Origin of the sequence: Streptosporangium sp. CA-135522 (assembly GCF_050949235.1) — a bacterium.
GTDB lineage: Bacteria > Actinomycetota > Actinomycetes > Streptosporangiales > Streptosporangiaceae > Streptosporangium.
In genome coordinates, this window is record NZ_CP192026.1 from 294918 (window position 1) to 317822 (window position 22905).

At 66.7% G+C, this 22905-nt stretch carries 18 protein-coding genes and 1 pseudogene; 5 read left to right on the forward strand and 14 right to left on the reverse strand.

Annotated elements, in window-relative coordinates; genetic code table 11:
* Nucleotides 1-53 precede the first annotated feature (53 nt).
* The gene (locus ACQPYK_RS01475) at nt 54-215 is read left to right on the forward strand and encodes a transposase (RefSeq protein ID WP_433248965.1); all 162 of its coding nucleotides are present in this window, start codon (nt 54-56) and stop codon (nt 213-215) included.
* 127 nt (nt 216-342) lie between these two features.
* On the opposite strand, the gene ACQPYK_RS01480 is transcribed toward ACQPYK_RS01475, so the two are convergent.
* From ACQPYK_RS01480 to ACQPYK_RS01525, 10 genes and pseudogenes are all read right to left on the reverse strand, one after another.
* Nucleotides 343-1158 (reverse strand): transposase, encoded by an 816-nt coding sequence (locus ACQPYK_RS01480; protein WP_433258669.1) that lies wholly within the window; start codon nt 1156-1158, stop codon nt 343-345.
* A 147-nt stretch (nt 1159-1305) separates the two neighbouring features.
* Nucleotides 1306-2157: an IS701 family transposase gene (locus tag ACQPYK_RS01485; RefSeq protein WP_433248968.1), complete on the reverse strand. Its 852-nt coding sequence runs from the start codon at nt 2155-2157 to the stop codon at nt 1306-1308.
* An 88-nt stretch (nt 2158-2245) separates the two neighbouring features.
* A pseudogene (locus ACQPYK_RS01490) lies at nt 2246-2497 on the reverse strand (transposase); the annotation flags it as partial.
* 101 nt (nt 2498-2598) lie between these two features.
* The gene (locus tag ACQPYK_RS01495; protein WP_433248970.1) at nt 2599-3717 is read right to left on the reverse strand and encodes a hypothetical protein; all 1119 of its coding nucleotides are present in this window, start codon (nt 3715-3717) and stop codon (nt 2599-2601) included.
* A gap of 15 nt (nt 3718-3732) precedes the next feature.
* Nucleotides 3733-5781, reverse strand: a complete 2049-nt coding sequence (fxlM, locus tag ACQPYK_RS01500; RefSeq protein ID WP_433248973.1) for a methyltransferase, FxLD system — start codon at nt 5779-5781, stop codon at nt 3733-3735.
* A 36-nt stretch (nt 5782-5817) separates the two neighbouring features.
* A complete protein-coding gene (locus ACQPYK_RS01505) occupies nt 5818-6876 on the reverse strand; it encodes a lanthionine synthetase C family protein (RefSeq protein WP_433248976.1) in 1059 nt (352 codons plus the stop codon).
* Complete coding sequence (locus ACQPYK_RS01510) at nt 6873-8897, reverse strand: lantibiotic dehydratase family protein (protein ID WP_433248979.1); 2025 nt, start codon at nt 8895-8897, stop codon at nt 6873-6875. Before ACQPYK_RS01510 ends, ACQPYK_RS01505 begins: the two co-directional genes overlap by 4 nt.
* Nucleotides 8898-8959: 62 nt before the next feature.
* On the reverse strand, nt 8960-9133 hold the full coding sequence (locus ACQPYK_RS01515; protein ID WP_143121300.1) for an FxLD family lanthipeptide: 174 nt from the start codon (nt 9131-9133) through the stop codon (nt 8960-8962).
* 68 nt (nt 9134-9201) lie between these two features.
* Nucleotides 9202-9522: a hypothetical protein gene (locus ACQPYK_RS01520; RefSeq protein WP_093892002.1), complete on the reverse strand. Its 321-nt coding sequence runs from the start codon at nt 9520-9522 to the stop codon at nt 9202-9204.
* A 963-nt stretch (nt 9523-10485) separates the two neighbouring features.
* Nucleotides 10486-10929: a recombinase family protein gene (locus ACQPYK_RS01525; RefSeq protein WP_433248984.1), complete on the reverse strand. Its 444-nt coding sequence runs from the start codon at nt 10927-10929 to the stop codon at nt 10486-10488.
* 157 nt (nt 10930-11086) lie between these two features.
* Between ACQPYK_RS01525 and ACQPYK_RS01530 the strand changes: the two genes are divergently transcribed.
* Together ACQPYK_RS01530 and ACQPYK_RS01535 are read left to right on the forward strand one after the other, a co-directional pair.
* Complete coding sequence (locus ACQPYK_RS01530; RefSeq protein WP_386499931.1) at nt 11087-12871, forward strand: ElyC/SanA/YdcF family protein; 1785 nt, start codon at nt 11087-11089, stop codon at nt 12869-12871.
* Entirely contained in the window at nt 12813-13613 is an 801-nt protein-coding gene (locus tag ACQPYK_RS01535; protein WP_433248987.1) for a WbqC family protein, read from the forward strand. The genes ACQPYK_RS01530 and ACQPYK_RS01535 overlap by 59 nt, the downstream gene beginning before the upstream one ends.
* Nucleotides 13614-13842: 229 nt before the next feature.
* Here ACQPYK_RS01535 and ACQPYK_RS01540 read toward each other — a convergent pair whose 3' ends face one another.
* From ACQPYK_RS01540 to ACQPYK_RS01550, 3 genes are all read right to left on the reverse strand, one after another.
* Nucleotides 13843-16305, reverse strand: coding sequence for a hypothetical protein (locus ACQPYK_RS01540; protein WP_433248990.1), 2463 nt, complete (start codon nt 16303-16305; stop codon nt 13843-13845).
* Between the two features lie 292 nt (nt 16306-16597).
* Nucleotides 16598-16762 (reverse strand): hypothetical protein, encoded by a 165-nt coding sequence (locus ACQPYK_RS01545; protein ID WP_433248993.1) that lies wholly within the window; start codon nt 16760-16762, stop codon nt 16598-16600.
* 1127 nt (nt 16763-17889) lie between these two features.
* Complete coding sequence (locus tag ACQPYK_RS01550) at nt 17890-19317, reverse strand: hypothetical protein (RefSeq protein ID WP_433248996.1); 1428 nt, start codon at nt 19315-19317, stop codon at nt 17890-17892.
* A gap of 262 nt (nt 19318-19579) precedes the next feature.
* Here ACQPYK_RS01550 and ACQPYK_RS01555 point away from each other — a divergent pair, with 262 nt between their 5' ends.
* Nucleotides 19580-20278 carry a hypothetical protein gene (locus tag ACQPYK_RS01555; protein ID WP_433248999.1) on the forward strand — a complete coding sequence of 233 codons (699 nt, stop codon included), beginning with the start codon at nt 19580-19582 and terminating at the stop codon, nt 20276-20278.
* A 272-nt stretch (nt 20279-20550) separates the two neighbouring features.
* On the opposite strand, the gene ACQPYK_RS01560 is transcribed toward ACQPYK_RS01555, so the two are convergent.
* Nucleotides 20551-21546, reverse strand: a complete 996-nt coding sequence (locus tag ACQPYK_RS01560; protein ID WP_433249002.1) for a hypothetical protein — start codon at nt 21544-21546, stop codon at nt 20551-20553.
* Between the two features lie 398 nt (nt 21547-21944).
* Between ACQPYK_RS01560 and ACQPYK_RS01565 the strand changes: the two genes are divergently transcribed.
* On the forward strand, nt 21945-22892 hold the full coding sequence (locus ACQPYK_RS01565; protein ID WP_433249005.1) for a hypothetical protein: 948 nt from the start codon (nt 21945-21947) through the stop codon (nt 22890-22892).
* Nucleotides 22893-22905 lie beyond the last annotated feature (13 nt).

Genomic DNA, 22905 nt, shown 5'->3' on the forward strand with positions numbered 1-22905 from the left:
CCTTGGACTTCCCCTTCTAGCGTGGAGACCTGACCTAAGGAGAAGGTTGGGTCGTGGGAGAGACCAGACGCAGGTTCGATCCGGAGTTCCGCGCGGGCGCGGTGCGTATCGTGTGGGAGACAGGTAAGTCGATTGCGCAGGTCGCCAAGGATCTGGGCATCAATGCGGGCACGATGGCCAACTGGGTGCAGATGGACCGGCTGGCCCGCGAGTAGGACACCAACGGTGGTGAGCTGGCCGAGTTCGAGCGGGAGGAACTCGCCCGGCTGCGCCGGCAGCGGGCCGAATGGGCCAAGGAACGCGCCGAGCTGGAGATGGAGCGCGATGACGCCCCTATGGTTGTCAAGCAGCGATGGTCGAGGTTGATGCTGGTGACAGGGCTGCAAGGATGATCGGGAAGACCTCGCGGGCGACGTAGCGCTTAAGGCAGCGGATGATCTCTTTCTTTGATTTGCCTTCGGTGGTGCGGCGTTCGGCGTAGTCGCGGGTGCGCTGGTCACGGCTCAGCCGGGCGAGAACGATGAGGTAGAGCGCGCTGTTGGCGCGTCGATCGCCGCGGTTGAGTCGGTGGCGGGTGGTCTTGCCGGAGGAGGCCTCGATCGGGTTGACCCCGCGCAGAGCGGCGAAGGCGGCCTCGCTGGCCAGCCGGTCAGGATTGTCGCCCGCAGTGATCAACAGTGTTGCGGCGGTGTCCGGGCCGATCCCGTGGCGCTCCAGCAGTCGCGGAGCGCAATCGGCGATGATGACGGTCATACGCTGCTGATGGGCGCGGATCTCCTCGGTCAGCGCCAGAACACGACGAGCCAGAGTGCGCAGCACGGCGGTGGCGGCGGTATGGATGTCGTGCATCCCGGCTTCGGGCAGTTCCGCGCAGCGGCGCATCAGCGCGACCGGGCCGAGCCTGGTCAGGGATTCGTGCAGACACGGGTCGGCGTGCACCAAAACGGCCCGCAGCTGGTTGATGGCCTGCATGCGGGCCTTGACGGCTGATTCCTTGGCGACTTTGACCATGCGCAGCATCTCCACGGCCCCGTCGCCGGACTTGGCCACGGCTGTGGTCCGTCCGGACAGGACCGCGCGAGCGGCACTTTCCGCATCGAGAGCGTCGGTCTTGCCACGCTGGCGACGGGTGGCGCGGTCGGGCCGGTTGACCTCGATTACGTGATCGTCTCCACGCTTTCACAGAGCTTGGTCATGGTCCTCGACCAAGGTCGACGAGGTCGTATGGATCACGATGGCAGGCGGGGCATCGCGCCAGCATCGCGATCAGTAAAGCCTGGAGGCGGGACACGACCTGGTACAGGTTCAGACCGTGTCCGTTCCTTTTGGGTTGAGACGCTGTTCCAGGCAGAACAGATGCGCTGCCGAGACCAGGGCGACATGGTGGTGAAACCCGGCATAGGTCCGGCCTTCGTAGTCGCCCAGCCCCAGTGCCTGTTCCATCTCGCGGTAATCGGTCTCGACGCACCAACGGCCGGTCGCGTGTCGGACGAGGGCAGCCAGCGGACTGTCGGAGGGCAGGTCGGTGATCCAGGCGCGAAACGGTTCAGCGTCGTGCTTGCGCCGCCATCGGACCAGCAGCGTGCGTTCGGGCAGAAGGCGCTGCCCGGTGGAGGCGATGTGGCCTCGTTCGATGATTCCGGCGATATGGACGGGGATCGCGGCGAACCACCCGCAGCGAGCAGGATGATCCGGCGTCTTCGCGCGATAGACGAACCGGCGGGCCCTGCCCTGGTTGACGCGGGCCAGCTCACTGGCCCCGATGGCCGGCCGCCGCTTGGCCCAGGCGGTGACCGGCACTCCTGTGACCGGCAGGACCGTCGTGTCACCGTTGACCGCCACCAGCCAGCGGATCCCGCGTTCGGTGAGCCCGTTGCGGAACGCGACGTTGGTGCCGTAGTCGCTGTCGGCGACGACCACGGGCGGCCTCAGCCCCCATTCGGCGACCTCGTCCAGGAGCTCCAGCGCTATCTGCTGTTTGGTCCGGTGCGTGAGCGAGGGCGGGATCCCTGTCTTCGTGCGACGTTCAGGATCGTCGGCCCATACCTGCGGGATGAACAACCGCCAGTGCAGCGGGGTGGAACCGGTTTCGGACACCGCATGGACCGAGACCGCGACCTGGCACAGGTGCTGCTCGCGTTCCCCGCAGTGCTGCACGATCGCTCCGGCGGTGCCGTGGCCGTAACGAACGAACGAACGGATGATCGTCGATCAGCCATGCCGCCGGATCGATCACCGAGACCGCACGCGCGGCGATGCGCCGCATCACTTCGGTGTATTCCCAGGTGGACTGAGCGACGAAGTGGCCGAGGTTCTGCCGGGGCAGACCCAACCGGACGGCCATCGGCTCCACCGACTTTCGCTTTCCGTCGAGCATCAGCCCGCGCAGGTACTGCTGGCCGTAGTCGCGTTGGCCTCGGTAGGCGAGGTAGGTGAAGATGTCAGCGGCGAACTCCGCAAGGTCCTCGTTCAGAGCCTCAACAGCTTGTCGGTCCATGACACCACGGTCACTCCGCTGGGCAAGATCGTTCAACTACACCGCTGAACAGGTCGAGGACCACGACCAAGCTCTGTTTCAGGGGATTGACATAGGTCGGCTCAGGCCGCTCCGCGTAGCTCGGCAAGCAGGGCACGCAAGCTGTCCTCGCCGTGACGGACTGCGGCAGTGAGGGCATCCAGGTGGGCTGCTGGGAGGTGCCCGGCGCCGAACCCCGAGGCGGTGAGCACGCCGGAGACTTCCTGTTCCTGCTGCGGGGTCATGCGGGAGCGCATCCCGTGGTGCCCCATGACCTCTCGGGCAGCGTAGGCGTCCGTGCAGGCCAGGCCGACGACAGTGGACCGCAGGTCGAAGTCATATGCCGTGGGTCGGTCGGCGGTCAGGTCGAGCATGGTCAGGGCGAGCCGAGTCCGGAACGCTGCGGTCATCGGGTCGGGATCGGTGATCAGCGCGAGAGTTTCCCGCCCCGTATGGTCCAGTTCGTCCTGTGGTGTTGGCGTGGTCGGAGGACGGCAGTAGACGCGCAGGATGGCGGCGACGGCGTTCTCCCAGGGCTCTGTGGGAACGCTGGAGTCGATCATGGTGGTGGCCTGCCGCGGGAGGCCCTGTTCCATCAGCGACATGATCGTGAGCTGGCGGCCGTCGAGAAGCCGCTGACCGACGCCGCGGTGCGCGGCCATGGATTCGGCTGCCTCGGTCCAACGGCCGACGCTCGCGAGGGCTCTGGCGCCGTCGATCAGCAGGGCGACCCACAGCTCCGTACAGATCGTGCGGTGGTCTGCGACGGTCCGGATCAACGGCGACAGGTCGACGGCGTGATCGCGGATGACGGTGGCGCCGCGCTGCTCGGCGGCCCGGTACAACTGCTGCAGCACCGCGAAGGCAGCGCTACCTTCACCTTCACGGATCAGGAGCCGGGCGATGTTCACCAGCGGCATCAGCGACATCACGGCGATGTCCTGGTCCAGGCTCTCGGCTTCGGCGAAGACCTTGTGCTGCCGCCAGCACAGTTCGGCTGCCAGGTCGGGCATGCCGCTGTCGGAGGCGATGAGCGCGGAGAAGTTGAGGACACCGCAGGCGCGGGCCACCCGCTTGGAGTGGTCCGCGCCGGGTGTTTCGGCGGTCAGCGCGGTGAGCTCTGCAATGCGCTTGTCCAGTGGAAGCCCGGGGGGTTTGGGTCGGCAGACCAGCGGGATACGGGTGGCGATCGCAGGGCTCATCACGCTGCTCTCCTTCTACGGCCAGTCGATGACGAGTCGGCTGTTGGTCTTGTCGATGACGAAGCGTGAGTCAGCGGCCTTCAGTAGGTCGCGGTTGGCGGCCGTGGCCATGCGGAAGCCGGGGGCCGGGGCGTCGTTGCCGTAGTCGCGGTCCCATTCCTGGATCGCGGCGGCGACCTGCTCGGCGAGGTCGGCGGCGCGCGGGCCGTGACCGATGACGCCGATCTCCCAGAACCGGCCCACGGTGTCTTCACCCTCGCGGACGGTCAGATAGGCCAGGCTGTCGCCGTCGAGCGCCGCCATCGAACCCCACCCGAAATGCGGGGTGAACCCGGGCCGCCGGCCAGGTACCCGAGACAAGCCGTTGGGCAGGACGCACGCCAGCCACAGATAGACCCACTCCCAGGCTGAACCCTGCCGGAACTTCACGCCCGTGTAGACCTGGTGGGAGGGCTCGTCCAGGACGGTCCGCATCGCCTCCCGGTCCACGAGCTGCTCACCGTAGATTTCCAGCCGGACATTGCCCTCCCCGGCCATGGGGACCACCGTACGGACGTCATCACACACGCCCTTACGCAGCGGGACGAACGTGGCCATCTCGCAGGAGACGGTCTTCCAGGTCTCGCCATCGCCGTCGCGCTCGAAGGCGAAGGAGCGGGAGATACTGCCGCGGATCCGCATCGGGATGACGAGACGGCCGTCCGGGGCCAGTTGATTCAGGACGGGGAGGGGGATGTCACCGGCGCCCACGGTGAACTGGATCCGATCGAACGGGGCATGCTCGGGCAGACCGGCCGCGCCATCGGCCAGCAGCGCGGTCACGTTCGACGCGCCAGCAGCGGCCAGATGCTTCGCGGCGGTGTTGACGAGGTCAGTGTCGACGTCCACCGTCCACACGCGGCCGCCGGGGGCGACGAGCCGCCCGAGGAGAGCGGCGTTGTAGCCGGTAGCCGCCCCGGCCTCCAGGACATTGTGGCCGGGCTCTGCGCCCAGTTGCTCCAGTTGGGTGGCGACGATCGACGGCGCGGAGATGCAGGAGATCATCTCGCCGTCCCGGTCGTTCTTCACCGACACGGCGTCATCGACGTAGGCGGCGACGACCTCGACTTCGGGGATGAACCGGTGGCGTTCGACGTCCCGGAAGGCGTCGATGATCTCAGGGGTGCGCAGGTGGCCGGAGCCGGTGAGCTTGTCCACCATGGTGTTGCGCAGCTCGGCGGGGTCGGTCGTAGTGATGGTGCTCTCCATCCTCTTGAAAATAAGGGTTACAGGTGTGGACTGACTGCTAGACACGGTGGCTGGGTTGCCGTCGCCGAAGGCGACGTTCCAGCCCAACCAGGCCGCGGCAGCCTGCTCGGCCACGGGTGTGGCCGCGCGGTTGAAAGCGAAGATCGCATGGTGGGCGAGGACCGCGCGCAGCCCCCGCCGGAGTTGCCCATTGGTCGCGAGCTGGGCCAGGCGGCGGCCGGCGTCCTCGAACGCGGCGACGCGGTCAGGCCAGCCGGGTTCGGTAGTGTCCCGCTTGGCGGCGTCGGCGTGTACGAGGCGCCGCATGGCAGTGATCGCAGACGCCTGGTAGGCCGCCTGCGGTGGGTCGATTGCCGGGCGGAGGTTGCCGAATGTCGCCCACACGTCGCTGATCTCGAACGGGTCGAGGCCCGCCGCGCGGTTCATGGTGGAGAGCAGCAGGATGCACCGCTCGCGGGCGTACGGGCTGCCGGTCTCGGCCAAGGCCGCGGGGCTGTCGGCGCACCATACCTCGTGGGCGATGGCCATACCCTGCTCGCCGCCGAAGGTTTCGATCTCCGGTTCGTAGATGCCGCCAACCCAACCGGCCGCGACCTCGTCGGCGACAAGCTGATCAAGCAGGTCGGCAGCGGGCCTCTCGGTGCGCAGCCGGAGATTGCCTTCCTTGCGCAGGAAGTGGAAACGCCAGCCGGACAGCGCGGCCGCGAGTGCGGTCGCAGCCTTCGGGGTCGCTCCGGCATCGCCGGGAAAGTGGATGGTGGCGTGCCACCACTTCGGTTCGTCGGGCAGCGGTAGGTTCTCGTCGTTCCAGTCCATGTCCTCGGTTCGCTCCTGCTCGGTTGTGGTGGCGGGTCAGTTGATCAACAGGGCGCGGGTCCAGCCGGTCACGTTGGAGCCCTTCAGCGCCATAACCGCCCCGGCTCGGCCTTCCATGAACCCGGGCTTGGACAGTGCGGGGATCCCTGCTTCCAACCTCTGGCGGGTCTGCCGGATGGGCTCGGCGAACCGGTCGGGGGTACGGCTGTCGGAGGCGAGGGCGGTCGTGACGGTCAGCAGCCCGGCCCAGCCGTGGCAGAGGGACGCATCGGTGACCCGGCTCAGGCGGGCCGGGTCGGTGAGGGCGGCGATGGCGAGTTCTTCGGCCTTCTGCCTACGGGTGTCGTCGCCGAGCGCGCAGGCTGCCAGTTGCAGCGTGCGGGCGATACCAAGGTCCCCGTAGCACCAGGAGGGGCGCAGGGGCGGCGCCTGCAACGCCTCAGCGGCGAGCGGGTCCAGGGTGATCCAGTAGAAGGAGCCGAACTTCTCCAGCCAGGCAGTGAACGTCTTGATGGCGCCTATCTGGCCTTCTACCAGGACGCCGCGGCGGGCGGCGAGAGATAGCAGCGCCAACGGGCCAGCGATGCCGTGAGCTACCCCGTTGTTCGCGTGGCCACCGGTGATCTCCTCATGCGTGGGGCTGTCTGGCGACCACCACCCGGGCAGGACCTGGGCATCGGCTTCGGCCGGGACTGCCAGCGTCACCAGGTAGGCCAGCACCTCCTGCAGCAGCGGCGGCGAGCCTGCTCGGGCAAGCAGCACCACCCCCAGCCCGGTGAGCCCCCGGATGAGATCGAACTCTGCCAGTGTCGGGAGCGGGGTCGCCTTTCGTCGGCAGCGGGCCGCGGTGAGCCGGGCGGCCACGACCCGGTCGACGGCCGTCTGAACGGTCTGGTCGGCGCGCCCGGCACGGCCAAGCACGAACTCCAGGGCCGGGGCGCCGTGGAACAGAGAAGCGTTGGAGCCGGTGCTGACGCCGCCGGCGACCGCCTCGGCCAGCAGAGGCCGGGCTGCGGCAAGGCTGCCGCGCTCGATGTGCATCAACGCTATCCCCAGCGCGCCCTCGGCCAGGGCCTGCGTCGTGGGCGGGCTCATCGGCCCGCCCTTACCGCGACGACGATGCTGTGGGCCCGCCCGCCGATCCATCCATCCACGTCCGGCGGCGGCGCCTCGTAGAGCACTGCGATAGGGGAGCCGCACAGGTGCGTACGGAGCACGTCCAGGTCCATCTCCCCGGTGAGGTCCAGCAGCAGGCGCTGATCGTCCATGGCCAGGAGCACACGGTCAGGCACACCCGCCCGGCCGCGCCAGGCGTGCAGCTGCGCGGCCCACTCCTCCAGGGATGCCGCACGGCCAGGCAGGGCGCGGGCCCGAAGCTGCCAGCGGGCGGCAACGACGATGCTGCGCCGATAGTGCAGCCCCGGCGTGAACGGCAGCGTCCACGCCGCACCCCAGTCGAACCAGGTCACCTGCGGAGTCGCGGCACGGCTGATCTCGGCCAGGAACCGGGCCAGCGGCGGGGTGAAGTTGTTCCACATGAAGTTGAGCGCGGTCGGCGCGAGCAGCTCCAGGCGCTCCCCGGTGGCGGCCACCGCGAGGTAGAGGTGGCTACCGCGCAGACCCACGACCAGATCAGAGGGGACGAACACCGTGGCGTCGCTGCCCCGGTGCTCTCCGACGCTGACCAGCTTCGGCAGGACTTGCGGGGTGCGCGTGAGTAGGTCGGCCTCAACGCGGGAGGGATGGAACGACAACTGAGCCAGTTCCGCCACAGGGTCAACCGTGGGAAGGGCCACTTGCCCGGCGGCCTGCGGGAACAGGTGCCGGAATCGTCCAGTCATCGTTCCTGCCGCCCTGGAGACGGTGTGAACGCGGACGCGGAAGTCGCCTCGGTCGAGCGCCGGAAGCGAACGGGCTTGGACCTGTGCGCACACCTCGAAGTGCGGAGCCAGGGCGGTGGGTTCGCCTGCGGCCGCCTCCAGCTCCTCGATGAGCGGCTCGGACAGGGGCACCGTCCGGTGACGTTCGATGGCGGCGTTCCCTGCGAGATCCAACAGCAGCCGGTCGCGCCGCGACATCGGTCGTGGCGGCTCGGACACCGAGCCGAACCCGTCAGGCAGGCCCAACCCGTTGTCCGGGTCAACGAGCTGCTCCAGGCCGACCTCGGCGTCTTCGCCCCATCGGGCGGCGAACTGCTCGGTGTAGCGCCGCCACGCCCGGGTGCCGGTTGGATTGGCCGCGAGCCTGGCCAGCACGGTTGCCACGGTTTCCATCTCGACCGCGACTGTCTCGGGTAGTCGAACCTTGGCGTCCAGCCGTAGGTCCACGCACGCCTCCCGATCGCGGGCGTCCAAGGCGACGGCATGCAGGACGGCTGCCGGGTCAACGATCGTGGCGGGGGCACGCAGCGCCGACAGCAGCAGCCGAAGCCGCAGCAGCTCCGCGAGAAACGCCGCCTGGCGGTCTCCTTCCACCTGCGGGAACTCTGCGGCGAGTTTGCCCGCGAGCGCCGCATACCGGATGGGTGACTTGGCCGCCTGGAGAACGAGCGTCAGCGCAGGTGTCAGCGCGAGGGAGAACTCCGACGCGCCCTCGGACGGCACGAAGACGCGGCCGCCGCGCACGTACACCAGATTGTTGACGCACACCTCGACGGCCGCCATCGACACGCCGCCGGCTTCCTGGGCGCTGATCACCTTGTCCAGCGCCCGGGGGTCGGCTCGGGTAACGATCTCGTGCTCATCCCCGACAAGCACGGCGGATGTCTCGCCGAAGTCGACCAGGCAGACGCCGGCGAACAGGCCGAATGGCGTGGACCGGTGCTCATACCTGATGGCGTACCGGGCGACCGCGAGTGCGGCGCGACGCGCCCGGCGAGCGTTCGACAACCGCCCGTCCAGAACTGCCTCCACCTGGCGGGCCAGGTCCAGGCTGGCACTGGAGACCGCGCGCCGGAACGTGTCATCGGCCCAGATCGCGCCGAGCCAGGAACGCCACTGCTCGGGGGACGCGGCGGGCCCCGGCCACTGCGGCAGGGCGGGGGCGGAAAGGTTCACCGCCGCGCGCAGCATCCCGGCGTCCGTGCACCGGTACAAGGTCCGCCGCGACCGAGTCATCACTCACGCTCCGTTCTGGGGAAAAGGGGGGCGCGGGCCCGTACGGACCCGCGCCCCGCGGACTACGAGGTCGTGCAGGCGCTCGGGCAGGAGGTTCCGCAGTTGTCGCCGGTGCTGCACATCAGCACCGTGTCGGCCGCCGGGGTGTTCTCGATGAACTCGATGTTGAGGGCGAACGGGTCGAACGTCTCTCCCGTGTCGACCGTGGCCGTCTCCTCCGGGGTTAGAGTGCTCATGTCTCTACTCCTTGTCCTGTTTCGGGTTCCTGACGTGGGGGGTCCACGCCAGCCGGGCAGGGGCATAGTCAGCCCGCTTCCGCCTGGTTCACGTACGGGTCGGCCTCGTACCATTCGCCGCGGCTGGTGTGGTCAAGGTGGTGCTTGCGCACCAGGGCGGCGTACATCTGGATGACGTCGCGGTAGGCCCGGCCTCGGCTGGTTTGCTCGTGCCCGCGCCTGTCGGCGGGACGGAGCACGAAGAACTCGCCGCCCTCCGACGCCAGTTCGTACCGGCCGCAGCACGAGGTGTGTCTGACCCGGAGGATGGCGCCGTGTGACGTGTACGGCTCCCACTCGGGGGTGGGGCCCTCCTGCTTGACCGCCTGCGGCTGGCGGGTTCTCGTCATCCTCGTCTGCTCTCTCCACGGGGCGTTCGGCCCGCTGGGGGAGGAAGGCGGACAACCTTGCACTCCTCGACAGGGTGCCCGCCTTCTCCCGCCTGGCCGACCCCTTGGCGAGCCTGCGCGCTCGCCACGTGGGAAGGGTCCGGCCAGGGTTTGGAGCCCGCCGCCCACGACGGCCTCCCGGGGCACATCGTGGGCGGCGAGTCGTAGACGGCGCGGGGCAGCATGAGTGCTAGATAGGGGCATGGGCCCGCGCCGGAGTACGTGGACGGCCGCACGTTGTGAGCCTGCTCGGCTGTCCACGCCAAGACGAGGAGGAGCAACACGGCCACCCGGCGACCGCCAGGAACGCGTCACTGTACGTGAACACGATGCGCTCCCGCCTGGTGTGGTCTGGGGCCCCGAGGTCTTCCGGGCCGGCGGGGTGCTGCCAGGTCCGGTGATCGTCTTGGGGCCGCCTCTGGCAGATCCTCACGGCCACCCGGAACGGGTGTAGTGGGTGGCCGGTCCGCGGTCATGGCGCGCGGGGAGGCCCGCCAGAGATCAAGTTCAGCTTCCTGCATGCGCTGCCACAGCTCGGTGGCGCTGCGCCCCATGACGGTGCGACATAGCCGCGGGTCGGAGCACTCCCACGCCTGCAGGACCCGCCAGTACGGGCGCCACAGGACAAGCCAGCGGGGCGCCCGCGCCTGTATCAGTTTGGCGACCTCGACGGCGCCGGGGTCATACCGGGGCTGCATCGAGCACTTCACGAAGGTGGACGGGGAGGCGACAGCCCGCGCGATAGCCGCTGCGCTCTCTTGGACGACCTCGGTTACCCCAGGAATCGCCCCCTTCAGCTTGCCGGCGGCTGCACGGTCGGCCTCGAAGCCGTCCTTTTCGGAGCCTGCGAGCGCGGCGTACGTGCGCTCTACCGCTGGCACGTCCGGGTTGAATTCGCTGCCGGGCGGTGGTGCGACGAAGGTGTCAATCATCATGGGGTCCTTGGCGAGTTGGTTCGAGCTGGCCATGGGGAACGGCGCGGGCCAGAGTCACGACCGGTCGGCCGGCGGAAGAGCCAGTGGTACGGAGGGCTCCCCGCACGACCAGCAGCCGCGCCCCAATCGCGTTCAGCTGTTCCCGCCGCCGAGTCGCGATGGGCTTCTCGCCCAGGTGGTGCGTAGTGGGCAGAACCACCCCGTAGGCGCCGGACATGAGAAGGACGTCCAGCAGGCCGGCGAAGGCCGGGTCGTCCGGCGATGCGGCCCCTCGATCGGTGAAGATGCCGCAGAGCTGCAGTTCGTGCTGCTCGCAGTATTGGGCGAGGGCTACCGTCAGGGCGGCGTGCCGCTCGGGCGTCGAACGATGCAGCCGCAGGTACCCGTAGACGATCGGGCCGTCCACATCGTGTTGTTCGGTGAGTGTCCACAAGGTAGCCGTCCTTACCGTGGTCGGGGCTTACGGCCCGCTCTTTGAGCATGGCCAGCCCTGACCCCGCTGGGTACGACCCGCTGTCGCACTTGCGTTGCACTTCCGTAGGCCCTCGGTACCTCTACGTGCTTCCATGGCCGTGGAAGGGAGCAGCGACGTGACGACCGTGCATGAGTGGACCGGTCTCGAAGCGCGTGCACTTCGCCGAGCCCTGCGGATGAGCGTGCGGGTGTTCGCGCAGCACCTCGGCGTGGCTCCCCGCACCGTGGCGAAGTGGGACCAGCTCGGTACCACTACTCGGCCACGTCCGGACACCCAAGCCATCCTGGACACCGCGCTCGCCCGCGCGAATTCGGCGACTCACCTGCGGTTCGAGACGCTGCTCTTGGAACTCGGCCAGGACGTGGACCAAGGGCTGAGAGTCACCCGGATGGGACCACGGGCCTGGGACTACGAGACCTGGACAGACGACCTTGACCGGGCTGTGGTCGCTCTCAGCCGCCAGAGCTTCAGTTACGCCACCGACCTGCTGAACCGATGGCTCACCCGCTACGACCCGCACGCCTTGGACGACAAGGGTCTTTACCTGTTCGCACGATCGACGACGCTGTTCGGCGACCTCCAGCGCGACCAAGGAGCAGTCGCCGGCCCATTGTCCGCTCGCCGCTCCTACCTCAACGCCCGATCGATCTACGGGCAGCTCGACATCCCCCGTCGTATCGCGCAGCTCGACCTTTCGTTGGCGGTGGTCGCCGAGATGGGGGGCCGGTTGGACGAGGCCGCCAAGGAATATGAGGCGCTGGCGGTGGACGACCGGCTCTCACCACGCGATAGGGCGCGAGCCCGGCTGTGGGTGGGGACCGCCCTGAGCAAGAACGACAAAAACGACTACGCCGCCCGCCTGATGACGACTGCCATCCGCGAGTTCGAGAACCTCGGTGAACCCGAGGACTGGTCCGTCGCGCACCAGAAACTCGCTCTGGCCCACCGTGGCGCAGGGAACCTCTCGGAGGCGCTACGCCTGATCGACCTCGCCCGCGCTACTGCAGTCACCGATGCGCCGATGCAGCGGGTCCGGCTGGAGACGGCTTACGGGCACGTCCTGCTTTCGGATCGGGCCACCGTGGATGATGGGGTGGTGATCCTCGACCGTGCCGCGCGCGAGGCCGCGCAGCACGGGCTCGCGCACCAACTGCGCAGCATCGAGGGCATCCAGCGGACCATCCAGGGGGAGATCCGCCTCCCTCTGCCACGGCGACCAGGGAGCAATCGAGTGAGCGTCAAGCAGCAGGTCATCACCGACGAGCAGTGGCAGCACGCCTACACCATTTGGGACTACCACCAGATGCACCACGACCTGAGCCGGTGTGACGTGGCCATCGGTCTGGGCAGCCACGACCTGGGGGTGGCACGCGCGGCGGTCGACCTGCACCGCGCCGGTTGGTTCCCGCTGCTCGTCTTTTCCGGTGCCACTAGCCCCACCACCGCGGCCCGCTTCCCCCGAGGCGAGGCCGTTCACTACCGCGAGCACGCGCTCGACCTCGGCATGTCCGACGAGGCGATTCTGCTGGAGTCGAACGCCACCAATACCGGCCAGAACATCGCACTGTCCCGCCAGGTGCTGGCCGATGCGGGTATTCAGCCCGGTTCGGTGCTCCTGATCTCCAAGCCGTACATGGAGCGTCGGGCCTACGCCACGGCACGAAAGGTATGGCCCGAGGTCGAGGTGGTGTGCGCCTCCGAGCCGCTTGAGCTGGATGACTACGTCAGCTCGATCGGTGATCCGAAGTTGGTCATCGACATGCTCGTCGGCGACCTCCAGCGCGTGATCGAGTACCCCAAGCTTGGCTACGCCATCGAGCAGCCCGTCCCAGGAGAGGTCCATGACGCCTACCAGGCTCTTCTCCGCGCCGGATTCGACAGCAGGCTCCTTACGCCCTGACCTGCCGTACGGTGAGGTGTGCGCCATCCACCAGCCCAACCTCTTCCCCCGACTGGTGACGCTGGCCAAGCTGTTCGCCGCCGACTATTGGATCGTCCTGGACGACGTGCAGTTCGCACGCAGGGACTACCAGCACCGCGCGCGCCTCGCCTCGCTCGACGGCTCGTGGCAGCCGCAGTGGCTCTCCATTTCCACCCATCTGCCACACGGCCGCTCCACCTCCATCCGCGGAGCGCGTCTGGCCGATCCCGCCCGATGCCGGCGCCGTGTCGCTCAGCTCCTCGCCGATCACTACCGGCACAGTGCCTACTGGCCGTCGTTCAAGAGGCGGCTCGAACCCGTACTCGCCGCGTTCGAGAGCACGGATCGACTGGCGGACGTGACGGAGCTGTCCACGCGCCTGCTGCTGGAGGAGGTCGGGTGGCGAGGGCAGATCCTGCACAGCAGCGATCTGCTCGCACCCGGTGAACGCTCGCAGCGCCTGGCCGACCTGGCCTGGCTGACAGGCGCCGCGACCTACCTGTGCGGGACCGGGGGCATGCGATACCTGGACCCGGCCGCCTTCCGGGTCCACTCGATCGAGGTCCTCCCGTTCCAGGCCCGCAGATCGGGCATATGGGCATCCGGCCGAGAGGTGAGCGCGGTACACGCCCTGATGCTCGTCGGGTCGGGCGCTCTGGGGCGGGAACTGAAGGCTTTGCGCGGACGAGTTCTTGAGGACGATCCCCGATCTGGTGCCTAGCCCTGCTGGGCTTTGGAGATCGGTTCGCACTCCTCGCTATGCCGGGCTCATGGCACTCCGGTTCCTCGGTAAGGATCCCGACAGCCCCCAGGTTGCCATCCACTCCGCGAACAACCCGTCGCACAAGTTATGCTGGTAGGGGCGAACAATCCCGAACGCGGTGATCCTTCCCGAAATTTCGGGATCAGCTTGTCAGAGGCGACTTGCGCACGGCTTGGAGCCTGCCGGTTCACTCCTCCGGTGACAGGCCGTATCGCAGGATGTGCTTGTAGGTCACCTCGTCCTTCTCTTTCAGCAGATGAAAGAACTGAGGTCTTGCATCTACCACGCCTGCCAAGATGAGCAGACGCCAAGCGTCGAGCGCTTCGCTCTCCCTGCCCTGCTCGTAGAGGGTGCGGGCGAGCAATAAAGCGGCGGCCGCATCCCCCGCCTGAGCACGAACACTCATCTCCTGGGTCCGTTTTTGGCTGTACAGCAATCCTGCCAATTCACGGGAACAGTCGTCGTCGCCGGCATCGGCCCGCTCACGCAATTCACGCTCACGCCCCTGCTCTGCCAGCAGTTCGGCCAATCTGGCGCGAGCGAACCCGTCACCTTCTCTGACGCGATCCCGTAGCTCCCGTTCCCTGCCTTGTGCCGCCAACCGACGGGCCAGCGCATCTCTGGAGAATTCATCACCGGCATCGGCCCGCTGCCTGAGTTCCTCCTCATGGCCTTGAGCGGCCAATAACTGGGCCAAGTCATAAGCTGCCGCGCTGTCGGGCTCGTCGGCTATCGGGCGTAGCAGCGTTATTGCCTCGGCTTCGCGGCCTCGTTCGGCGAGTAGCTCGGCAAGGCGGTAGGCGGCTCCCTCGCCAAGGGAATGGTCGAGGAGCTTCAGGGACTCGCTCGCCTCGTCCAATCGCCCTGCGTCCATAAGCTTTTCGATTTTCAACCGAGCCGCATATTTGCCCGCCCACTCGTCTCCGGCCTCCGCACGTTCCCGCAACTCGTTGAGTTGTCCCCGCTCGAACAACAAACGGTTGAGTTCCTGTGATTCATATGTTCCGCTGGCATCACCACGGGCACGCAACTCGTCGAATCGGCATTGCTTTCTCAAAAGTGCCGCCAGATGGTATCTGGAGCCCTCATCACCCTCATCCGCACGCTCTTTCAGAGCCTGTTCCCGACCGGCGAGCGACAGCCAGAACCCCGCCTCAAAAGCGGTATTTTTATTGTCATGCTTTGGATCGAGCCAGAAATCGGCGATCTCCTGCAGCCGCCCTTGGCCGACTAGCATTAGTCCAAGATGGGCTGATCCCGCTTGTCCGCCAGAACGGAGCAGTGGATCGGCGTATCGAAAGAGAACCCGATTACTGGCAGCCTCACCAACGCGTGCCCGGTCGGATGGATCGCTGAGGTATTCAACGAGAGCCTGCCAGCATTTGGCAGGCACCTCAACCAAACGGCGCTCGCGTGTAGCGCGTTGTTGCAAGTAATCAGCCACCACATAACCTGTGGTCTGGCCCATCCTGTCAGGATCGGCCACCGGAGCCAACGCCGCGGCGGCACCGCGCAATTCGGCCGTGGCGTAGGCGAGGGCAGTCTCGAACCAGTTCGCTGGTGCGATCGCGCGCTGGCGAGCGTCGCAGTAACCCGGTGCTGCGGCTCGTAGCATGTCGGCGGACAGCGGGGACTGCACACCGAGTCGTGCGGCATCGACAGCGGCGTTGAGTACCGCCGCCGCGTAGGGATCGGCGCTTTTCCAGTGATCGATCAACTGTGGTGCGGCGGCAATGACCTGGGTGAGACCGTAATCCTGCGAATTGAGGGCCAGGGCAACGCGCGCGTCATCGTGGGCCACCTCTTCCGCCCGTTGCCGCTCGCCGGCAGCGAGAGCTTGGTCTAGGTGGATGACATAGGCCAGCCCGAGAAGCTCCCGCTCTGTGGCATTAATGTCTGGCTGCCCCAGTTTCGGCCTGATCGTGTACGTGGTGTATCGGTCGGGCCAGAGGGTTGCGACCAGCAGTGCTCCTCTGTCCATCAGAGCACGCGCGATTGCGGCGGTAAAGCCGTCAGAGCCGCCGAGAAAACGCTGAAGTTCATCCAGCCACACCACCAACCTGGCTGGCGGCTGATGCGCGACTTGGCGAATCTGCTCCGCGTCGGCCGGGTGCAGGAGCCACCACTGAGGCAACAGTTCGCGGATCGCCTCGTAGGCGCAGCGGGTCTTGCCGACCGATGACCAGCCGACCAGCACGATCATGCCGCCTCGTCCTTCGATGGCTTGGGCGATGCGGGCTCGGATGCCCTTCGGGTCGAGGTCGGTGTCCCGAGTGAAGTAGGCGGGGAGGTCGCCAGTTGCTCCCGGTGCGTCGATCGCCGCGTGGACGCCCAGCCTTCGGGGGTCGGCATCCGCGACTCGTACAAGACCGGCTGTTCCTGGAAGGTTCGCGCTCGTCGCCCTTTCCCGGGCAGACAGCCAGGCCGCGTGCTGTTCGCGGGGCACGCCGCAGGCCCGGAGGAACAATTCCAGGGTTTCGACCGTGGAACGGCCCGAGTTGAGCATGTCGCTGAGGGTGCTGCCGGGCAGCCTTTCCGGTGCGGCGGCCCGGTCGAGGTCTTTGTAGGTGCGGCCCGCACGCAGCGTCTTAAGCGCCTCGGCGAGTTCCGGGAGAGTGTGCACCCCGGCCGGATCCGGCTGCTGTTGCATAACGCGATGCTCCGATGCTGGCCAGGTTGGCGGCTGTGGCCGAACTTCGGCGGACTTGGCCGATCCTTCCGGAATCCGCATGTCGACGCGGGGGCTTATCCGGGTTCGTTCGCATCTGCTGCCGGAGTTCACGCCCGCCGCTGCCATTGACCCCACCGACGAAGAAAGGATACGAGATGCACGATCTCACCGAGTGGGTTCCGCTGGCGGCGGCGCTGGTCAATCTGGTTACGGCGGCGATTCAGGGGTTCACCGCGAGCCGTCGCCACGATGACGGGCGGCCCGATGTGAGCTAGGGCCGGAAGTCCAGGATGATGGTCGCCGCCGGGGCCGCGAAGTCGTCGCCGGTGCTCAGGTCTTCGAGGATCGAATAGGCGGTCTCGTCGCCGGGGAGCAGGGCGAGGGCGATCCGGTAGCGCACGCCCCGGTTCTTCTCCACCGTCAGTCGCGCCCACAACGCGCCAGGTGGCGCGCCGAAAGCGGCGGCGGCGCGGACCCGGAGGTCGGCGTCGTCGAGGGTGCGGTCGAACTCCTCCGTGTAGGGCCTGTTTCTTGGATCAGGTGCGGAGCCAGATGACCAACGCTGTGACGGTCACCCTGCCGAGGAAGATGTAGCCGCATTTTTTCGTAGCGGGTGGCAACGGCCCGGAACTGTTTGAGTCGGTTGATCGCCCGCTCGACCACGTTGCGGCCCGCGTATTGGGCGGGGCGGAAGTTGGTCGGGCGGCCGCCGGACGAGCCGCGACGGCGGCGATGGCCCTTCTGATCATCGGGTTCGGGGATCGTGTTCCGGATCTTGCGGGATCGAAGATAGGAGCGTTTAGCCCGGGAGCTGTAAGCCTTATCGGCGGCCAGATTGAGCGGTTGGGTCCGGAGCTGACCCCCCGCGCAGTCGCGGTACACGGATGCGCAGAAGCACAGCGGCCAGTTGCGGGCTGTCGCCTGCCTGACCCTGGCGTGAGCAGAAACGACAAAGGATGGCAGCGCCCATCGGCCGCCAGGTGACCCCGGGCCCCGGCGTGTTGACCAAAGCTTGACCCCAGGCCGACCTGATCTAGGAGGAGTGGGACTCGTGAGCCCGCTTTGGGGATGTTCTCTGGCTGTCAGATGGATCCGACATGATGTCGGTCCGCTTAGCGATCTTCGCCCGGCACGCGGACGCACCAATGAGTACCCGCCGAGCAACCACGGTCAGCCTCGCCTCGCCGTTCGAGGCCCCAAATCGGGACATATCACTAGTCAAATTGGAACAAATCTGATGGGGCGCCAGGGATTCGAACCCTGAACCTATGGATTAAAAGGACGAAGGAGCGTTCGTCGGCTCCGGGCATGAAGGCGGAGTGGGCGCCAAAGATCATCCACATGTCTTTTGTACGCCAGGATCCTGGGCTCTGGCTCACTCTTGATGATCGCTGAGAGTGAGCCAGAAATCAACAACTTGTCGTTCAGTGCCAGTCGCACATCGACCTGCTACCGAAGTACCTTAATGTAAGATCTTTTAGAAACCATTAATTCAACTGTTGTGCGCGGAAAAACTGTCAGTGCTCCGCGCGGAATTAATGTCAGCGACAACCCAGATGGTGTTCAGCCGAGGGAAGGGGCGACGTCGAATCTGTTGAACAAGTCGGAGAAGAACTGCTCGAGCAGGGGACGGGCCTGGGCCGGGTCGTCGAGTTCGTCGGTGCCGAAGCGGAAGACCTCGTATCCACTGAGCTTGAGGTCTCGATCCCCCTTCATGCCAGCGGCGTACTTGGCGCTATCGGGCCGTCCATTGGTTGAGTAGTGCTGGCGTCCGTCGACCTCCAGGACGACGCGTTGGCCACGAGGCAGGAGAAGCAGGAAGTCCATGCGGAATCGGAGCAATGCTTCGCGTCCACGGGCACGGACGGTCTTGGGGTCCCAGTGCAGCCACACCTCGGGCAGGAGGGCGGGCAGCCCCGGAACGTTCGGAGCGTGGAGTTCGTGGTAGATCGTGAACAGGTTCCGCTGGGCCGTGGAGTTCTTCGGTAGGCAAGAACCGAGTCGGGCGTACAAGGAGTCCTTGGCGTCCTTATCCGTGGGCAGGTTCTGGGTTTCCTTCCACCAGGACTGCAGATCGCTCCAACGGATACCTTCGGCGGTAATGAGCCGGTCGTAGATGAGGACGGCATCGGGGTTGAGAACTTCGATGTCGTTATCGACAGCGTCCAGGAAACGGATGTCGGGCTTAGCAGTCGTGGCGAAGATCAGGTTCTTGGGTCGTCGGGAGCGCGCGGACTGGGTAGAGACGAGGCTGAAGACGGGGTAGCCGCCCTCGAATCTGGTCTGACGAAGTTCGACTCCTGCGCCATGCAGGTGCGGGTTGATGACCTCGACCACGCGCCGTTGCGCCAGCTCGTCGGGAAGGACCTCTGCGCTGGTCATTCCTTCCAGGAACAGGATGAAGCGCCTGTTGTCCGCGTCGAACGCGTGGAGGCGCTCGAACAAATCCTCAGCGGTCCAATCGCCGGGATTACGAAAAACGTGTCGGTCGATCTGAGCGCTCAGCGTTGCGCTGCTGGTGAGGAGCCAGTCAAATGGGCCGTTGTCCAAGACCCACAAGCGCGCCAGGAGGACCTTGAAGCGGCCGGAGTACGGAACGAACTCCGCAAGATCGAGGTCTCGGGCAATGTCCCTCCGGGTTCTTGCGGGGATGTCCAGGGTGCTGCCGCCCGCCCATAGGACATCCTGAATCGCGTTGCGGGTTGCCGCAGGGACTTGCAGGTGCTGCAGGACGCGCTCGGCCACCATGGGAAGGTCGGTATCGGCGAGGTCGGCGAGGCCTTGGCTGACCCGCTCGTGCTTCGAGCCCCCGTCCGGCACTGGCATCCCCAGCTGCTCGCCGAGCGGACCGAGCTCGCGATGGGTGTAGGACGTGAGGGTGCCTACAACGCTGGCGAGGAGATCGCGTAGCGCCTTCAGATCCGGTCCGCGCGCCATCCTGTGATTCTGGCAGAAACCGCGACAGGCCTGCACGAAGGTGTTCCTCTTCATCAGCCTTCGGTGTAGTCGATGCGCCGCCCGGTGCCCGCTGTCCGTTTCGCTCGACGCCGTGCGGCCACCTGCAGGTTGGCAGGGCGCCTCCGAATGATCGGTTCTGAGCTGTTCAACTTCACCGTGCCACTTCGGTGGACCGGCACCCGCCGATCCGTCCGTTCAGGTCGTACGACGTGTTGCGCGTCGGAAGGATGACAGTGGTCGGCGTCAAGTTTTGTCAGTAGCTCACCGTAGTTCTCCCGCTCGGCATTCTTTATCCATGGAGACCACGCCGCCGGCCCACAGCAAGGGCCGCGAGATAACGCACAAGGTCATTGAGATGGCCGTCAACCTCGTGCCGATGGCAGGCAGCACGATCGCTGTGGCGCTGATGGCAGGCCTCAATCACAAGGTCAACCAGCGGCGCGAGCGCTGGCTAACCGAACTCGCCGAAGCGGTGGAGGAACTGCGCCAGCGATTCGAGGAATTCGAGCCGGACGCGCTCGTCGAGAACGATGCCTTCGTCGACGCGATCATGACCGCCACCCAGACCGCGTTCCGCACCTCGCAGCAGGAGAAGATCGCGATTCTTCGGAACGCGGTGCTCAATTCCGCCATGCCGGGCGCTCCAGAGCCGGACATTCAGCAGCTGTACTTGGAGCTCATCGACAGGCTGACCCCCACCCACCTGCGGTTGTTGATGCTCCTGAACGACCCGCCGGGCTGGTTCGATCAGCATTCCGAACTCACGCGTCCCCGATTTGCCTTGTCGTCCACGCGAACCCAGCTGATCACGGCGGCATTGCCGGAGTTAGGAGCGAAGGGACAGATGGTCATTGAGCGGTTCTACGCGGCACTGACTGACGGCGGCCTGGTCAACGGAGCCCTCCAGGGGATGATGAGTGCCGACGGGGCCTGGCAGGCGGTGACAACGGATCACGGCAAGGCTTTTCTCGCGTTCGTGCGCGACCCGCGGTAAAGCCCGTTGTGGTGGATGTAGCGATCGCGCCACTTCGGCTGTTGAGCCACCAGGACCGTCACACCTCGGCGAAATCGCGGGCTGGACCGGCTGGACCCCAAGTGCTGACCCAGCCGCCTCGCCCCCGGCCGTAGCGCGGCCGGGGCGTGGCCAGGCCAGTGGAGCCGGTCAGGTGCTCAGCGCCTCGTCGATCATGGCGCGGACGACGGCATCGAGCGTGCGCCTTTCAAGCCCTTGCAGGCTGTCGACTCTTTGAAGTGCTTCGTCGTCGCTCAGTGCGGTGGCCCATGCGGTGAGGGCTGGCCGTGCGGTATGCCATGGGGATGCGCGCGCAGGACGTCGGGGATCGCCTGGCGCGCGATCTCGGCGCGCAGCCACCTGTCGAGGCGGTCCGCGGCAGGAGCGGGGCTGGCTGCGTCGAGCGCGGTGCGGAAGTCGGCGTAGCCGACGGTGATGTCGAGGTGGGGCGGCAGCGGGCTGACGTCGGTGGTACCTGCGATCAGCATCGGTAGGGCGATTCGGCGAACCCAGGATTCAAGGTCGCGCAATTCGTGGATCAGGATGTGCCAGGTCTGGGTGTGGGGGCGCTGGATCGAGACCTTTGGCCACAGGTTGACCTCGACGACGCCGCCGACCGGCAGCCTGGCCAGGACGTCGCCGACCTGAATCGGACGGCCCGGTGGTGTCGTCACCTGGATGTCATCGGATGGCCGGTCAGGGGTCACGGCGCCGATAAGAGTGGCGGCGATTGACGGGGTGCGGTGCTTGGAGTGGTTGGTGTGCTCGACCAGAACCTTCAGCGGGTGGGCTTGGAAGTCTCTGCGCTGAAACGGTTGCAGGTCGGTGATCCGCCGATACAGATCTGTCCCAGGATGCAGCACGCCCACGTCACGACGCGCTCCCTTCGTCGCCCACTCCCGGAGCTTGTCGGCGGACAATACGCAGGGCATCTCCACCCCGCGGGCTTGCCCGCTGGTCAGAGGAACACTGACCCGATGCTCTATCTCGGCATAAAGGACGTGTTCAAGAGTCGACCGCAGCTGGTTGAGCGCATCGGAGGCCAGCCGCACCATGGCTTGCGGGAGGGGCGCTACGCCGGTCACTGTCATGGCGACGAGGTTCCCGGTGACCCTGTCGTCCAGGGTCATGGTGCCTCGCTGGGTGTGCTCGAGAGCGATGCGGCCAGCGCGTTCGATCAGGTTATCGGCATGCGCGAGGCTGTAGGCGGCGTGTTGCTGGTGACTGGGGAGCCAGGCGTAGCGGTCCACGGCGAGAGCGTAGCCGTAACGCGGCAATGATCGTGATCTCATATTTCATGAGCCATGTGCCGCTGTCCGATCTGATCAACGCATTCATCGACGCTGGGCTGAGTATCGATCGGCTCGCCGAGCCACGCGAGCACCCCATCCGATCAGTGCTGGCGGTAAGGGTGTTCCACCGGAATTGACATGATCGCCCTCATCGACCAGACCAGTCGGGCCGCAGGCCGGGGAACCGGCCCCTCATCGCAGGAGCGAGGTGATCAGCGGGCGGTAGCTGCTCACTGACAATAGCCAGGCGTATTGTGCATGGGCTTTTTGCCAGTGATCAGCAGAACCTGGCTGGGCGAGCGAGCTCTGGCGATCGGCTACCTACCGGCCGCCTCGACCATCGAATGGCCGATGCCGTGACCGGCATCGAGACGGCCCGAGCAAACGACATGGCCGCGTTCTCCCAGCGCCTGCAAGCTAGCGGACTGTCGCGCTGGGAGCTGGCCGACTTCCTCGGCATCCACCCCCACGAGCTCGACCGGACCGAGCTCAATGACCTGCGCGAGCGCCCCGTCAAAGTCGTCATCGAACTTGCCCGCCGCCTGGACATGCACCCGGCCGACCTCATCAACGAACTCGACGCGGTCTTGGTCAACCCGCGCACCATCGCATCCGACCCGCTCGCCCCTATCGGCCCACCGCCACCTGAGCCGGGCATGGCCGCCGATGCGATGACCTTGCTGTCGGCGCTGGCCCGCGCCCCCTACCCGCTCACCGCCGCCGAACTGGCTCGCACCCTCAGCCTCGGCTTGGCCCGCATGCACGCCGCTCTCGACCACATCGCCGCTCACCCCGAACTCGGCGGGCCGATGGCGCTGCGCCGCATCCCGCCGCAGACCTACACCCTGACCCCGCGCGTGGACATCCTCAACGCCCACCAGCAGAGCATGATCGCCTACCCCCGGTTCCCGCACAGCATCCTGGCCGTGGAACAGACCGACGTACTGTATGCCGCGCTCGCGTTCGGCCCCCTGCCCGCCTCGCCTACCGCGACGAGCATCCTTACGCCGAGGAATGTCTCCGCCAGGCCGGCCTCATCATCCGCGGGCCGCACGGCGAAGTCCGCGTCAACGACGATGTGCTGTTCAGCCTCGGATACGCCGCACACGACACCAGCGAGTACGAGGACGCATGGTGGGTGGTCGACCCCCCACCGGCTCACCCAGACGAAGACACTCCGCCGCCGACGTCACGTCATCGCCGCGCGATGCGACGCCACGACAACGAAACGAGCGGCTCGGAAGCGCAGGACGACTACTACGGCGAGCACCCCCGGCCGCCCGGCCGTCCAAGGCGATCGTTGAGCGCGGCGAGGAT

What these genes read in the sequence shown, in the direction of transcription:
- ACQPYK_RS01495 (WP_433248970.1), bottom strand. Translation starts at nt 3,717, where the DNA reads ATGAGCCCTGCGATCGCCACCCGTATCCCGCTGGTCTGCCGACCCAAA.
- fxlM (WP_433248973.1), bottom strand. Translation starts at nt 5,781, where the DNA reads ATGGACTGGAACGACGAGAACCTACCGCTGCCCGACGAACCGAAGTGG.
- ACQPYK_RS01505 (WP_433248976.1), bottom strand. Translation starts at nt 6,876, where the DNA reads ATGAGCCCGCCCACGACGCAGGCCCTGGCCGAGGGCGCGCTGGGGATA.
- ACQPYK_RS01510 (WP_433248979.1), bottom strand. Translation starts at nt 8,897, where the DNA reads ATGACTCGGTCGCGGCGGACCTTGTACCGGTGCACGGACGCCGGGATG.
- ACQPYK_RS01515 (WP_143121300.1), bottom strand. Translation starts at nt 9,133, where the DNA reads ATGAGCACTCTAACCCCGGAGGAGACGGCCACGGTCGACACGGGAGAG.
- ACQPYK_RS01520 (WP_093892002.1), bottom strand. Translation starts at nt 9,522, where the DNA reads ATGACGAGAACCCGCCAGCCGCAGGCGGTCAAGCAGGAGGGCCCCACC.
- ACQPYK_RS01535 (WP_433248987.1), top strand. Translation starts at nt 12,813, where the DNA reads ATGACGCCTACCAGGCTCTTCTCCGCGCCGGATTCGACAGCAGGCTCC.
- ACQPYK_RS01540 (WP_433248990.1), bottom strand. Translation starts at nt 16,305, where the DNA reads ATGCAACAGCAGCCGGATCCGGCCGGGGTGCACACTCTCCCGGAACTC.
- ACQPYK_RS01550 (WP_433248996.1), bottom strand. Translation starts at nt 19,317, where the DNA reads ATGAAGAGGAACACCTTCGTGCAGGCCTGTCGCGGTTTCTGCCAGAAT.
- ACQPYK_RS01555 (WP_433248999.1), top strand. Translation starts at nt 19,580, where the DNA reads ATGGAGACCACGCCGCCGGCCCACAGCAAGGGCCGCGAGATAACGCAC.